Genomic DNA, 13,899 nt, shown 5'->3' with positions numbered 1-13,899 from the left:
GTTTTTTGCGGTCAAGCAAGTGGACAAAATCCACCTGTTTCCGGCTCTCATCGCATCCTGGCCTCTTTCCCATCTGAGCTGCCGCTTCTCAGCCTGTCCCCTGCTGCTTAACTGTAGAACTCCCAGAATACAAGCTGGACCAGCAGAATCGACATCATCACCATGGGCACGATGGCCGGCCAATGGCTACGGGCCGGTAAGACAGACGGGGACCGGCGCTTCATCAAGGTTAGCAATAGCGCAGCGATAAGCAATGCCGCCAGGCCGGTCAGTGCAATATTCACTATAATCTGAGGATAGACCTCTGCATAGGCACGTTCACTGTTGCTCAGCATCCGTAAGGCCAGCACCAGATTGTTCACGACCAGACCGGTGCCGGTTAAAGTCAGTCCGGCCGTCAGCTTCCGGTTGGCGGAACGGGGGGCAGTACGGTGACGACTCGCTTTCCTTTTACCCAGAAGCGCCTGTACCAGCAACACAAACGGAGCAATTACAAAATAGGCAATCGCCAGTGCCGCCAGTGCTGCACTGATTAGCAGTACCGGCATGGACCGGCCCGGACCCAGCGGCAGATAATCGGAGGTGTACACCGAGACGGCCTCTACCTTCCCCTCACTGACTTTGGTATACAGCATCGGCCAGGCATCCAGCCCTGAATCTCCGCCCGTCTTCGCATAGAGATAAGGCTGAACCTGCTGATAGCTTCCGCTCATCCCGGCAAGTGACACCTTAAGCTGATCTGTTCCCTGAGGCTCAAGCTTCATCATCGTGAGATAAGGGAACAGCTTCATGAAGCCATGTCCGGGACGGCGTGCTGCCACGAATCGGCCTTCCACCTCTGATACATCCGGCAGAACCGCTGCCTCCGTCTTCGCTCTCTGCCCCACTACTGCCTTGGTCAGACCATGAACAATATGGGATTCGCCCGCCTGATTCGTCATAATCACGACTGCAAACCGGTCTTCAGGCACCAGCATCAGATTGGTGGCAAAAGCAATCGTGTTCCCGCCATGCCCCAGCGTCCGGTGAACTCCCGGATACTCCCAGAACCCGTGGGCGATGCCCGGCATGTCTTCTGCAGCGGAATGACTGCGGGTCAGCATCGTATCCAGCGTACCGGACTTCCGGAACAGCGGAGATTGCTCTCCGGCGGCAGGCATGAAGGCCATGGCGAACTTGGCCAGATCCTCCGCCGTCCCGTTATTTCCGCCGTTCGGGTACATGGACATATAATTCCATGACCCTTGATTGAAGGAGCCTGGTCCGGCGAAGAAGTATCCCTTGGCCTTATGCTCCAGCAGCTCCGGGCGGTCCTCCACCACAGAATACGCCATGGAATGCTTCATGCCCAGCGGCTCAAAAATATGCTGCTGGACGTATTCATGATACGGCTGTCCGCTGATGCGCTCCACAATATAGGCAGCCAGTGAGTTTCCGTAATTGGAATACGCGACCACTTCCCCTGGTCTGTAGATCTGTGCGGGCTGAGCCAGCTTCAGCCCCTCTTCCAGTGACCGCACTTCCTCAGGAGACTGGTAGGCCATATCGAACATATACTCTTCGAATCCGGCGTTGTGGTTCATCAAATTCAGCATCGTGATCGGCTCATCATACGTCAGCTTAGTCAGGAAGTTCTCCGGCAGCAGCTTACGGATATCTTGATTCAGGTCCAGTTTGCCTTGCTCCGCCAGCTGCATTACGGATGCCCATACAGCAAGCTTGCTGATCGAGCCCCATTCCATGACCGTATCCGGGGTGACGGGGATCTGTTTCTCCACATCGGCGTAGCCGTACCCCTTGGACAGAACAATCTGTCCATCCTTCACCATCACAACGGAAGCGCCTACGGTCTGCTTTCCTATGTACTCTTTTACATAATCGTCTACAAAAGCTTCCAGCCCGGTCAGCGGAATGCCGGATGGGGTAGCTCCCCCTGCTCCTACGCTGCCTTGCTCTGCGGCAAATGCTGTAATGCTGCCCGATAGCAGCAATAGCACCATGAGCACTAGTGTGAATCCTCGTTTCAAAATAAAACCTCTCCTTTAGTCGAGTAAAATCCTGCAGCCTTCCTAATTCTAACAAAAAACCTGACACTTGAGTGTTATAATCTTGTAAAAGTACAATTTGGGTATATAGAATAGAGACACGATACTTCTATTTGAAAGGACATCCATCATCTATGATTCTATTCATACACCGCAAGGACCTGCGGACTTCTGATCTGCCGGCCTTCGACGCTATAGCTTCAGCAGAGGAGGACTCCCTGCATGTATTAATACTGGAGCCGTTTCTGCTAAGGAATAAGCGTTATCTGGAGCATAGCGGTCAGAATTTCCTGCTGCATGTTGCCCGCCTCCGGCAGGAATACGCGGAGCAGGGCAAGCGGCTTCATCTCCTGTACGGGGAGCCGGAGGAAATCCTCCGCAGACTGGCACAGCTCCACCCCATACAGGAAGTCAGTTTACACGCAGACTATACCCCTTATGCTCTGAAGCGGGACAGTGTGCTGCAGGATACCGCTTATTCGCTTGGCCTCCGGTTCCATGCCCGGCATGAACGGATGCTCTGTGACCTGGAAGATTTCATGGACTGGTGCGGCAGGAGTGAGCCGTTCAAGGTATTCACTCCCTTTTACCGCCGTTGGCGCGCTTTTCTCTCAGAACGGTTCCGGCCCCCTTACACTGAGGGACTGGGCAGCTTGCAGACGGCAGACCTTCATCCGGAGATGAGAGAGGCCTTCAGGCTTCCGGAGGAAATAGATCAGCAACTCGCACAACTGAAGGATGCGGCAAGGGAGATGAATCCGGGCCGAACCTTGGAGGATTTCATTACGGCAGAACTCCAGCATTACCCGGATACCCGCGACCAATATGCGGAGGACCGGACAAGCCGGATGAGCAGCCACCTGAATGCAGGGGCTGTATCTGCAAGGGCTGTCTATCGCAGGCTGACTGAGGAAGATGACCTTGGAGAGGAATGGCTGCGGCAATTGGCCTGGAGGGATTTCTATCTGTATCAGGCAAGGCTGGATGGGGATTTTTTCAATTATGAGAAAATATATGACCTCTCTGCGCTTGGAACACAGCACTTCGAGGCCTGGGCTCAGGGCAGGACCGGCATTCCGGTCATCGACGCTGCCATGCGCCAATTGAATGAGACCGGCTGGATGCCTAACCGGCTGCGGATGATTACGGCGATGTTCCTGACGAAGAATCTGGGCTGTCCGTTCATCTACGGTGAACGTTATTTCCGGCTGAAGCTCAGCGATTACGACAATGCCCAGAACCGCGGCGGCTGGCTGTGGAGCTCTTCGCTGGGCTTCGATGCTTCTCCCTATTTCCGGGTGATGAACCCGGTCACCCAGTCCAGGACTCATGATCCAGACGGCAGCTATCTCCGCACCTGGCTGCCGGAACGCGCGGATTGGTCTGACCAGGCCATTCATTTGCCTGCCGATGATGCCATTGTTGACCTGAAGCGGTCCCGGGCGCTGGCTATTGAAGTCTATAAGGAGATTATGCGAAGCCGCAAAAGCTGAAGAAGCCGGGTCTTAGCCCGGCTTCTTCAGCATCAGAATTCCTTGTTCCGGTGAATCCGCACGGCCGTCACATAAGATATGGCGAACAAGAGAACCGCCAACAGCAGAGATGCATACCCGGTCTCTGGTCCATTGAAGTTAACACCGTCCATATACTGGCCCAGCAGCAGCCATACCAGAACCCGGAGGACTACAGCGATTCCTGCGGCTACCATCACCATCAGCTCGCTTTTGTCCACACCGAATTTAAGCACAACCGGATAATAGACCGCCAGCGTTGTGATGGCCAGCGATAAACCGAAGGTGAACCCGGTGGATAGGCTCCAGCCCGAGGTGTCCACGCCTTTGGCATAGATCACCCCTATAGTAATCAGGCTCGTAGCCGTCCCCATCAGAATCAGCAGCAGAAAGCTTAAGTACTTGGCATAGACCACCGTTCGCCTTCTGATCGGCAATGTGATCTCAAAGCGGTTCCACTTCGATGCCTCATCCGCCTGCAGGGAGGCCCCGATGCTCACCACAAAGACCAGAATCTGCGCACCAATGATGGCATTCAGTATCGAGTTATTAATTACGGCCAATGGGACCAGCGCCAGCATCAGCGCGATGCCCAGGGATGTTTTGATCGTATTTTGCAGCGAGTAGTAGTTATTAAGCAGCAGTCCGCGCATCCTATTTCGCCCCCTTTACCAGCAGCAGCAGAATTTCTTCAATAGATACCTGATCGACGGTGATCCCGCTGTATTGCTGCTCAAAGATTCTTCTGTCCCTCACCAGCACATCGGTCTGATGCTCCCTCACCCGGTAAGCCAGCCTGTCTTCTTCTGCAATACTCTGGAACTGGCCGCTGGTGCAGCGGGCCACGCCGTAGTCGTAGATCAGCTCATCCTTCATCGCTGTCAGAATGATCTGCCCTTGATGGATGAAGGTGATATAATCAGCGATTTTCTCCAGATCACTTGTGATATGGGAGGACATCAGTATAGCATGACGCTCATCCTCTACGAATTCCAGGAACACCTCCAGAATCTCCTCTCTGGTCACCGGGTCCAGCCCCGAAGTAGCCTCATCCAGAATCAGCAGCTTGGGATGGTGCGACAGGGCGGCAGCAATCGCCAGCTTCATCGTCATGCCCCGTGAGAACCCGCTGATCTTCTGGTTCATAGGCAGGCCGAACTTCCCTGTAAGCTTGATGTAGAGCTTCGGGTCCCATTGCTTATAGATGCCGCGCATGACCTTAGCCAGCTTATTTGGGGTCAGCACCGCCGGGAAATTGGCCGAATCCAGCACCACTCCGATATCTTCGCGTAAGACCGTGTCAGTATCCGTCATCTCCCTGCCCAGCAGCCGGATTGTTCCGCTGTCAATCTGAACCGTGTTCAGAATGGACTTGATCGTTGTCGTCTTCCCTGCCCCGTTCTCCCCCACGAACCCCATAATCGTTCCGCTGGGTATAGCAAATGATACATTGTCCAGCATAAAGCCGGAATCGGCATAGGACTTGGTCAGTCCGGTGATTTCCAAACTAAGATTCATGATTTCCCTCCTTGTAAAAGATAGTCAGCATATCCACCATCGTCTCCAGCTTGATTCCGCTTGCGCGGGCGATTTCGGCTGCCTTCATTAGATGCTCATCCACCTTCTTCAGCTGCTCTTCCTGAAGGACATCCTGGTTCACGGCAGAGACGAAGCTTCCGCGCCCGACCGTCGTCTCGATGAATCCGTCACGCTGCAGATCCTCATACGCCTTCTGTACGGTGATGACACTGACCTGAATTGCTTTGGCCAAGGCACGCATCGAAGGGATCGGGTCTCCTGCCTGAAGCTCTCCGCTCATAATCTTGCCCTTAATCTGCGAGGTGATCTGCTCATAAATGGGCTTGTTCCGGTTACTGCTGATGATAATCTCCACACGCTTCCTCCTTGCGTGACCAGTGTACTTATTGTACCAGTACAATATAACTGATCTAATGGTTTTTGTAAATATATCATCCAAAAAAAGAGCTAACCCGAACACCCGGTCAGCCCTTCCAAATTACTTATTCACGTTAGAAAACTCCACCTGAAGGGACACCACCTCTGAGCGCGAGCCGATACGGATCGGCGGGCCCCAGAAGCCATAGCCTGAAGAGACGACGGTATGAAGCTGTCCCTTCTTCAGATACCCCCAGTCATTCTCGAACACCCTGGAAGTGATAAGGTTGGCTGGTGCGATCTGCCCGCGGTGGGTATGGCCGGAGACCATCAAGTCGATGCCTTGCTCTTCAGCAATCCCGAACTCCACCGGCTGATGCTCTAACATGAATACCGGCTTGGAACGGTCTACGTCCTTGGTCAGGTCAGCCAGCTTGGCCCGCTCCTTATCACTGTAATCCTTCCGTCCAATCAGCGTCAGCCAGCCGCCCACCTCGACGTCTTCATCGTAGAGCACCTGCATCCCGCTCTCCTCCAGCAGGCTGATGATCTCCTCTGTCCCGCCCTTGAACCGGTCATGATTCCCCAGGGAAGCATATACCCCGAGCGGAGCTTCAAGCTTCGCCAGCACAGCGCCGAGACCTTTGTCCTTATAGGGCCTGACGTCATCATCCACGATGTCGCCCGGAAGCAGTATCAGATCGGGGTGCAAGGCGTTAATCTCCTGCACCATCCGCTCTGCATGGCGTTTGCCGGATAAATAACCGAAATGCATATCCGAAGCCATCACGATGTGAAGCTTACCGCTGGGCGGACCCGGCTTGTCAATCTGTAACTCATAGGAACGGACAACCGGACTGTACGCATTATAGCTTCCATATCCTATCAGGGTGATTAGAATAACCAGCGTCAGGATACCGGACCACTTCTGAACCGCGCGGCGCGGCAGCTTGGACAGCTTCGTTAGCCAGACCATAAGATGCACGAGCGGCAGCAGCATGAGCAGCAGACTGAATACGGCCAGCCAGTAGCTGCCGATGACGCTTAAGACAGCTGACCCAGCCACCACTCTGGAGAGGATCAGCGAGCTGGCCAGGAAGATCAGCGCAATAATATAGAACAGCCGGAACCGTCCGGAGACGACCGGCTTGATCCAGCTCCAGCCGCTCCAGCCAATATAGAAGACAATCAGGGCATATATCGTAATAAATACCAGTCCGAGAATAATAAACATGCGCTCAGCTCCAATTTGTGTTAAATAAATATAGTGTAGACAATCGACAACCTGGAGGATTTCATCATGGCAAAACCCTTTTTTCCGCGGCTGGAGGGAAACAGCCGGGGCTGCTTGACCTTTGAGCCTTTTTTTCTGATTCCCTTTAGCATGTTCTCTACCTATGCCACCCTGTACATGTATGAGCTTGGATTGACCGAGCTGAACATCGGCTGGATAACGACGATCGGACTCATCGTACAGGTATTCTCCTCTTTGCTCAGCGGATATTTAACGGACCGGCTGGGACGCAAGCGGGCTATATTATATTTTGACCTGCTTAGCTGGAGTCTCGCCACCTTGTTATGGGCCTTCTCACAGAACCTGTGGTTTTTCGTGGCGGCTGCGGTGATTAACGGCTTCCAGCGTGTGCCGCATATCGCCTTTTACTGCCTGATTGTTGAAGATACCCGCCCCTCTGACCGGACCTATGTATTCACACTGCTGCAAATTATCGGGGTGATCGGAGGCCTGTTCGCACCGCTGGGCGGTCTGCTTGTCCACCAGTATGGCATGGTCACGGGCATGAGGATCATGTACGTGCTGGCCTTCCTCTTCATGACCTTCCAGTTCGTGGGCCGCCATCTGACTACCCGGGAGACCGAGGCCGGCATCCGCAAAAGACAGGAGACCCGTGAGCTCAGCCTTAGGGAAAGTATGATTGAATACGGCGGCGCCTTCCGTGACCTCGGGGCGGAGCGCAATCTGCTGCTGATCTTCGGCGTATACATTCTGTTCAACTTCCAGGCTACGCTGAAAAGCACCTACCTGTACCTGTATCTGGCAGATTATATCCATCTGGACAGCGGCATCCTCTCTCTGTTCCCGGCCGTGTCCTCAGTCATCATGCTGCTAACGCTGTGGCTGCTGATGCCCAGAATCCCGGATCAGAGCGCTAACCGCGCTATGATGGCAGGCTTCGGCTTATCTGCTCTGTCGAATGCCATGCTGGTTCTCTACCCTACAGCGAGCTTTATCTGGATCGGACTGAGCACCATTCTGGCAGCTGTAGGCCTGATGATCAGCTCTCCTTATCTGGAGGCAGCTGTGCAGAACGCCATTGATGATGATAAGCGGGCCAAGGTCTTCTCCATGCTGTCTGTCCTGATCCTGGTATTCACCGCGCCAGCGGGCATTATCGGAGGCTGGGCCTACAAGCTCGACCCGAGAATTCCATTGTGGCTGGTAACCGCAGCGTTCGCCGCCTCGTATCTGCTGCTGCACCTGTACCGCAGACGGACAGCTCCTCAGAGCGCATGACCAAGCCAATATTACAACAGGGATGTCCGTAGCAGCTCAAGCGCTGTGGACATCCCTGTTCTTTTATGGTGATGCGTCAGTCTTCACACGTTCCGTTGCCTCTTCCTCTGCCTGCTCCTTTTCCAGCGCCGCCTTAAGATCATCCTGGACGCGGCGGCTCCAGAGCGGAACACCGGAGCGGTAGGCCGCGCGGCCTGTCAGATGAGCGGAGAGCGGCGAAGTCATGAATACGAACACGATTCCGAGCAGCAGCTTCGCACTGATGAAATCGAGGAAGAAGGCGAAATACAGGAAGGCGCCGCTGAGTACACAGAGCACACCAAGCGTAGCACTTTTGGCAGCGGCATGTGATCTTAAGTAGACATCGGGCAAGCGGATCAGCCCTACAGAGCTGACTGCGCTAAGCAAGGCTCCGGTCAGAATCAGCAGGACAAACACATACTCAATGACCGTCTTGATCATGTCCATGTTCAAACACCACTCCCCTTTCGATATATCTGGCCAAGGCCATCGTCCCGATAAAAGAGAGGATTCCAATCAGAAGAATATATTCTATAAAGGCTTGCGTCTTGAACAGAACCGAGAGGACTGCCACCATCGCCAGCAGATTGATACCGATGGTATCGAGTGCGGCAACCCGGTCAGGCAGCGATGGCCCCTTAACCAGCCTCCAGGCACAGATCGCGATGGAGATGACCATAATTGACAACGCCAGCATAAGAATCGATTGAATCATGAACGTGTCACCTCCTGAATCGCGCGTTCAAAGGTATTACGGATATTCGCATCGAACTGCTCCACATCCTGGATGTCCATGGCATGAATGTATAGGGTCCGGTTGTCTTTGGACACCTCGAGCACGACGGAACCCGGCGTAAGGCAGAGCATTGTGATCAGCACGGCTACCTCCCAGTCCGACTTCAGCTCTGTATGGTACATCAGGATAGCTGGGCGGATATTGAGATTCGGTCTAAGCACCGCCTTCACCACTACATAGCTGGATACCACCAGCTCCCGCAGCAGCAGGGCCACCAGCTTCAGAACCGCCCATATTTTACCCAGATACAGCCGTCCGCCGAAGAATCGCCGCATGACCACCAGCACGGCCACCCCCAGCACATAACCGATGATGAAGCCGGAGGCCGTCCAGTCATTATTCAGGAACATCCACAGGAAGGCAATCATGAGATTCAACAATATTTGAAAGGCCATCTTCATCGACTCCTTATGACAGCATTAATGTACGCTGCCGGATCAGCGAGGACTGCGCCGGCATGTATTACATAGCCGTTCACCAGCTCAGCGCCAATACCCATTAGGATGACTAGAACAAACAGCACAGCAGCCGGTACCATCATCGCTTTGTAGCGGAGAGGGCGGATTTCTTCATCGCTCTTCTCGCCCCCCCAGAATACCTGCTGGAACACTTTGATCAGCGAATACAAAACCACGAAGCTGGAAGCCAAGGCGATGAGCGCAAGCACAGTGTGCTGCTCTCCGAAGCCGCTGCGGACCATCATGACCTTCCCGGCAAAACCGCTAAGCGGAGGAACACCGACCAGCGCCAGCGTCAGGACGAAGAACATCCAGCCCGTCCACGGATACCGGCGTATCAGACCGCCCATCAGCCTGAGCTGCTCCGTCCCCGAAGCCGCGACAATCAGCCCGCCCAGGAAGAACAGGAGCGCCTTGGCAACCATATCGTGCATCAGATAGAATACAACCCCGCTAAGCGAATCCTGGGTAGCCACGGAGATGCCGAAGGCGATGAAGCCGACACTGATGACAATATTATAATTGAAGATCCGGCTTAGATCATTATAGGCGAGCGCCCCTATGGCTCCAAGAATCATAGTGGCCCCTGCCATCCAGCCGATCAGCGAATGGGTCAAGCCCATATCATGTACAAAAATCAGCGAGAACGTTCTGGTGATGGCATACAGCCCCACCTTGGTAAGCAGTGCGCCGAACAATGCCCTTACCGCTTGCGGAGGAGCACTGTACGAATCCGGCAGCCAGAAGAATAACAGCAGACCTGCTTTGAGCGAGAACACCAGCAGCAGAAGCACGGCAATCACATTCATCACTCCGCCCTGCCCGGCCTCTCCCACACGGATGGCCAGATGAGCCATATTAAGCGTGCCTGTCGCAGCGTACAAATAGGCAATCGCCGCTACGAACAAGGTGGAGGAAATTACGTTGACAAGGATATACTTGAGCGTCTCGCGCAGCTGTACCTTGGTTCCACCCAAGACAATCATGGCGTAGGAAGCAACCAGCAGCACCTCGAAGCAGACAAACAGGTTGAACAGGTCACCCGTCAGGAACGAGCCGAACACGCCGGTGAGCAGGAAATGGAAGAACGTATAATAGTAGAAACGTTCCCGCTCCTCACCGATGCTTGCGAAGGAGAAGAACAGACAAGCTGCCCCTACCACCGCAGTCGTCAAGACGAGCAGCGCTGCGAACATGTCAGCTACGAAGACGATGCCGTAAGGCGGTAGCCATCCTCCCATATACAGCGTTTGAATCCCGTCCGTACGGACCTGGTACACAATGATAAGCGCTACTGCGATGTTCACCAGCACACTGATGGCACTGAGGATACGCTGCAGCTTCACTTTCTCTTTCAGAAAAATCAGGATGACCGCCGTAAAGGCCGGAATCAGCAAAGGCAGTACCAGCAGGTTGTTCATGGTCTCTCCCCCTTGCTTCCTTCCACATCATCCGTCCCCGCCGAGCGGTAAGCCCGGTAGGCCAGAACGATGAAGAACGCGGATACCCCAAAGCTGATTACAATGGAAGTCAGGATAAGCGCCTGCGGCAGCGGATCGACATAACTGTCCGCATTCTCACCAAGCAGAGGTGAAGCGCCCGTCTTCAGGCCGGCCATCGTCAACAGCAGCAGATGAACGCCATGAGTCAGCAGCGTGGTCCCAAGCAGGATGCGGAGCAGACTTTTGGACAGGACCAGATAGACACCTACGGTAAACAAGACACCGATCGCCAGGGCAATAAGGATCTCCATTAGTTATCCCTCCCGACCGTAAAGATAATATTCATCGTGACACCGATCACCGAGAGGTAAACTCCCAGATCGAACAGCATCGCCGTGGTTAGCTCCGTCTTGCCCATGACCGGCAGTTCGAAGTAGCCGAAGGCTTGGGTCAGGAACGGAACATCGAAGACAAAGGAACCGATTCCGGTGAGAAAAGCGATCATAATCCCGACTGCGATTAACTTGCGGTAATCGACCGGCAGTACCTTCTCTACAAACTCCGTGCCGAAGGCAATCGCAATCAGTACAAGCGCCGCAGCAGCCATCAAGGCTCCGATAAAGCCGCCGCCCGGCTGATTATGACCGGCGAAGAACAGGTACAGGGAGAACGTGATGATGATCACGAAGGCTACTTTTGCCACCGATTGCAGCAATACATCATTGCTGCGGGTATAGCGGCGCGTGAAGGACTCCGGTTTGCTTCTGGTCAGAACAGGCGTATGATCCTGCTCCAGCTGTAGCTTGATCATCGAGTAGATGGCCAGCGATGCCAGCCCCAGCACCGTAATTTCGAACATGGTATCGAAGCCGCGGAAGTCCACCAGCAGGACATTGACGATGTTCTTGCCGCCGCCAAGCTTGTAACTATTCTCCACATAGTAGGTTGAGATAGACTCGAACGGACTGCTGCCGAGCGCCGCCAGCGCCACCAGCGTCATCGTGATCCCGAAGCCTAAGGCGATGATCAGCTTGGGTACCTTGACCCGCAGCTTCACCTTCTCCCGCTTCAGCTTCGGCAGATGCCGGAAGCAGAGCAGGAACAGCGTAACGGAGACCACCTCGACAATCATCTGGGTGAGGGCCAGATCGGGTGCACGGAACAGGATGAACAGCAGCGTCACCATGTAACCGACCATTCCCGTCATCAGAATCGCTGAGACTCTGGACTTGGCAAACGGAATGGCAAGCGCGCCTGTCAGCAGGACCAGTACCGCAACAACTTCAAAGAATGTGACCGGAGCATATTGCCCCTGGCCGAACGTAATGCCTTCCGAGTACAGCATCGTGCCGCCGACAACGGCGATAATCAGGGTGAAAATGTACATCAGATAATGACGCATTGAACCTGTCATGTACAGGCCTGTCACTGCACGGGATACGCTCTCCACGAGACGGATACTCCCGTCATACACGTGGGTCAGCGTTAGTCCGGTGCGCCATTCCTTCTCGACCAGACTGAACCGGCCGTATACGCGGTATACGATAATCCCCAGAAGGATCACACCCAGCGTCATCCAGACCTCGGCGGTGAACCCGTGCCAGAAATAGATATTCACATAAAAAGGCGAGCTGGCGGCAATCTGCGGATGAATCGCATTCATCCCCGGCACGATCAGTGACTTCGACAGTATATTGGGGAAGAAGCCGGTGACTACGGCCAGTAATGCCAGAATCACTGGCGGAAGCAGAAGGCCGAAGGGCGCTTCATGCGGCTTTTTGTCCAGCTTCTCCGGCTGATATTTGCCGAAGAAGGTTTGGAAGACCATAATCATGCTGTATGCAAAGGTAAATATGCTTGCAATCCACGCCAGCACCGGGAAGAGGGTGAAGAAGGCCCCCGGGCTGAAGATATCCAGCTGTCTGATATTCAGCACAGCCGTGAAGAACATTTCCTTGCTCAGGAATCCGGCAAACGGCGGAAGACCCGCCATCGAGAAGCTGCCGATCAACGCCAGCGTGAAGGTGACCGGCATCAGAGACACCAGACCGCCGAGCTTGCGCAGATCACGGGTATTCGTCTCATGGTCGACAATTCCGACCACCATGAAGAGCGAACCTTTGAATATGGCATGATTAATTAAATGAAATAGGGCTGCCGTTGTTGCGGCGGTATAGAATACAGCCTCTTCCCCTGTGTAGAAGGACGCGGCTGAACCCATACCGAGTAATCCCATAATCAGTCCAAGCTGACTGATTGTAGAATAGGCTAACAGAGCCTTCAGGTCCGTCTGCTTCATCGCCTGGATCGATCCATAGATCAAGGTGATCAGGCCGACACCCGACACAATCCAAAACCACTCATGTTGCCCCGCGAACACCGGGCTGAAACGTGCTACCAGATATAAACCGGCTTTGACCATGGTTGCCGAGTGCAGATACGCACTGACCGGAGTCGGCGCTTCCATCGCATCAGGCAGCCAGATATGGAAGGGGAACTGGGCCGATTTGGTGAAGGCACCCAGCAGAATAAGCAGCATCGCAGGAATGAACAGCGTCTCTCCGCTGATATCGCCCACCTGGCTCCAGATCTCGCGGATACTGAACGTACCCGTCATCACATACAGCATCAGGAAGCCTGCGAACATCGCCAGACCGCCGAAGACGGTAATCAGCATGGACTTTTGTGCGCCATAGCGTGATTTCTGTCTCCGGTGCCAGTAGGCGATCAGAAGGAACGACGAGACACTCGTTAGCTCCCAGAATCCGTATAACACCATAAGATTATCGGACAGCACAACTCCAAGCATCGCCCCCATGAATAACAGCAGATATACATAGAACGGCGTCAGCTCTTCCTTGCGTTTATCGAGATAAAATATGGAATAGATAAAGACCAGAGTACCCATGCCCGTAATTAACAAGGCGAACAGCAAGCTTAATCCATCGAGATGGAAGACCAGATCAATCCCAAGGGAAGGAATCCAGGACAGGGTCTCGTATCCGAGCTCCCCTCCCTTGATGACTGGAATCCGGGTCAAGAAATATATGAATAACGCCAGCGGTGCGGCTAATACAAGCCATCCTCTATGGAGCTTTCGCATCCTCCCGCGCAGAAGCGCTATCATCAGGGCCAGGAGAAACGGAACAAGAACGGTTATATGCAGCAAAGGCAAGCCTCCTTTTTCATTCTACAAT

Annotated in this window: 13 protein-coding genes; 2 read left to right on the top strand and 11 right to left on the bottom strand. The window is 54.0% G+C overall.

The genetic code is table 11. The features are described 5' to 3' along the window. Window positions 1–107 precede the first annotated feature (107 nt). The gene (locus NSS83_RS01105; protein ID WP_341186155.1) at window positions 108–2,027 is read right to left on the bottom strand and encodes a serine hydrolase domain-containing protein; all 1,920 of its coding nucleotides are present in this window, start codon (window positions 2,025–2,027) and stop codon (window positions 108–110) included. Window positions 2,028–2,179: 152 nt separating this feature from the next. Between NSS83_RS01105 and NSS83_RS01100 the strand changes: the two genes are divergently transcribed. Then, window positions 2,180–3,538: a deoxyribodipyrimidine photo-lyase gene (locus NSS83_RS01100; protein ID WP_341186156.1), complete on the top strand. Its 1,359-nt coding sequence runs from the start codon at window positions 2,180–2,182 to the stop codon at window positions 3,536–3,538. Between the two features lie 32 nt (window positions 3,539–3,570). Here the strand turns inward: NSS83_RS01100 and NSS83_RS01095 are convergent, their stop codons facing one another. The 4 genes from NSS83_RS01095 to NSS83_RS01080 form a co-directional block, all read right to left on the bottom strand. Further along, the gene (locus NSS83_RS01095; RefSeq protein WP_036694313.1) at window positions 3,571–4,209 is read right to left on the bottom strand and encodes an ABC-2 transporter permease; all 639 of its coding nucleotides are present in this window, start codon (window positions 4,207–4,209) and stop codon (window positions 3,571–3,573) included. 1 nt (window position 4,210) lies between these two features. Further along, the gene (locus tag NSS83_RS01090) at window positions 4,211–5,074 is read right to left on the bottom strand and encodes an ABC transporter ATP-binding protein (RefSeq protein ID WP_341347506.1); all 864 of its coding nucleotides are present in this window, start codon (window positions 5,072–5,074) and stop codon (window positions 4,211–4,213) included. Next, entirely contained in the window at window positions 5,064–5,450 is a 387-nt protein-coding gene (locus NSS83_RS01085) for a GntR family transcriptional regulator (protein WP_341347505.1), read from the bottom strand. Before NSS83_RS01085 ends, NSS83_RS01090 begins: the two co-directional genes overlap by 11 nt. A gap of 123 nt (window positions 5,451–5,573) precedes the next feature. Then, a complete protein-coding gene (locus tag NSS83_RS01080; RefSeq protein ID WP_341186159.1) occupies window positions 5,574–6,686 on the bottom strand; it encodes a metallophosphoesterase in 1,113 nt (370 codons plus the stop codon). Between the two features lie 66 nt (window positions 6,687–6,752). Between NSS83_RS01080 and NSS83_RS01075 the strand changes: the two genes are divergently transcribed. Continuing rightward, on the top strand, window positions 6,753–7,985 hold the full coding sequence (locus NSS83_RS01075; protein WP_341186160.1) for an MFS transporter: 1,233 nt from the start codon (window positions 6,753–6,755) through the stop codon (window positions 7,983–7,985). Between the two features lie 63 nt (window positions 7,986–8,048). Here the strand turns inward: NSS83_RS01075 and mnhG are convergent, their stop codons facing one another. Genes mnhG through NSS83_RS01045 form a run of 6 tightly spaced genes read right to left on the bottom strand, consistent with a single transcriptional unit; the run spans window position 8,049 to window position 13,877 of the window. Then, complete coding sequence (gene mnhG / locus NSS83_RS01070; RefSeq protein ID WP_051493387.1) at window positions 8,049–8,453, bottom strand: monovalent cation/H(+) antiporter subunit G; 405 nt, start codon at window positions 8,451–8,453, stop codon at window positions 8,049–8,051. Continuing rightward, window positions 8,428–8,721, bottom strand: a complete 294-nt coding sequence (locus NSS83_RS01065; protein WP_036694318.1) for a Na(+)/H(+) antiporter subunit F1 — start codon at window positions 8,719–8,721, stop codon at window positions 8,428–8,430. Before NSS83_RS01065 ends, mnhG begins: the two co-directional genes overlap by 26 nt. Continuing rightward, window positions 8,718–9,197, bottom strand: coding sequence for a Na+/H+ antiporter subunit E (locus tag NSS83_RS01060; RefSeq protein ID WP_036694319.1), 480 nt, complete (start codon window positions 9,195–9,197; stop codon window positions 8,718–8,720). The genes NSS83_RS01065 and NSS83_RS01060 overlap by 4 nt, the downstream gene beginning before the upstream one ends. A gap of 2 nt (window positions 9,198–9,199) precedes the next feature. Next, window positions 9,200–10,681, bottom strand: a complete 1,482-nt coding sequence (locus NSS83_RS01055) for a Na+/H+ antiporter subunit D (protein WP_341186161.1) — start codon at window positions 10,679–10,681, stop codon at window positions 9,200–9,202. Continuing rightward, window positions 10,678–11,013: a Na(+)/H(+) antiporter subunit C gene (locus tag NSS83_RS01050; protein ID WP_341186162.1), complete on the bottom strand. Its 336-nt coding sequence runs from the start codon at window positions 11,011–11,013 to the stop codon at window positions 10,678–10,680. The genes NSS83_RS01055 and NSS83_RS01050 overlap by 4 nt, the downstream gene beginning before the upstream one ends. Further along, window positions 11,013–13,877 carry a Na+/H+ antiporter subunit A gene (locus NSS83_RS01045; RefSeq protein WP_341186163.1) on the bottom strand — a complete coding sequence of 955 codons (2,865 nt, stop codon included), beginning with the start codon at window positions 13,875–13,877 and terminating at the stop codon, window positions 11,013–11,015. The genes NSS83_RS01050 and NSS83_RS01045 overlap by 1 nt, the downstream gene beginning before the upstream one ends. Window positions 13,878–13,899 lie beyond the last annotated feature (22 nt).

The organism is Paenibacillus sp. FSL H3-0469 (genome assembly GCF_038051945.1).
Classification (GTDB): Bacteria; Bacillota; Bacilli; order Paenibacillales; family Paenibacillaceae; genus Paenibacillus_AQ.
This window is presented reverse-complemented; position numbering and strand designations above follow the sequence as displayed.

What these genes read in the sequence shown, in the direction of transcription:
- NSS83_RS01100 (WP_341186156.1), top strand. Translation starts at nt 2,180, where the DNA reads ATGATTCTATTCATACACCGCAAGGACCTGCGGACTTCTGATCTGCCG.
- NSS83_RS01095 (WP_036694313.1), bottom strand. Translation starts at nt 4,209, where the DNA reads ATGCGCGGACTGCTGCTTAATAACTACTACTCGCTGCAAAATACGATC.
- NSS83_RS01090 (WP_341347506.1), bottom strand. Translation starts at nt 5,074, where the DNA reads ATGAATCTTAGTTTGGAAATCACCGGACTGACCAAGTCCTATGCCGAT.
- NSS83_RS01080 (WP_341186159.1), bottom strand. Translation starts at nt 6,686, where the DNA reads ATGTTTATTATTCTCGGACTGGTATTTATTACGATATATGCCCTGATT.
- NSS83_RS01075 (WP_341186160.1), top strand. Translation starts at nt 6,753, where the DNA reads ATGGCAAAACCCTTTTTTCCGCGGCTGGAGGGAAACAGCCGGGGCTGC.
- mnhG (WP_051493387.1), bottom strand. Translation starts at nt 8,453, where the DNA reads ATGGACATGATCAAGACGGTCATTGAGTATGTGTTTGTCCTGCTGATT.
- NSS83_RS01065 (WP_036694318.1), bottom strand. Translation starts at nt 8,721, where the DNA reads ATGATTCAATCGATTCTTATGCTGGCGTTGTCAATTATGGTCATCTCC.
- NSS83_RS01060 (WP_036694319.1), bottom strand. Translation starts at nt 9,197, where the DNA reads ATGGCCTTTCAAATATTGTTGAATCTCATGATTGCCTTCCTGTGGATG.
- NSS83_RS01055 (WP_341186161.1), bottom strand. Translation starts at nt 10,681, where the DNA reads ATGAACAACCTGCTGGTACTGCCTTTGCTGATTCCGGCCTTTACGGCG.
- NSS83_RS01050 (WP_341186162.1), bottom strand. Translation starts at nt 11,013, where the DNA reads ATGGAGATCCTTATTGCCCTGGCGATCGGTGTCTTGTTTACCGTAGGT.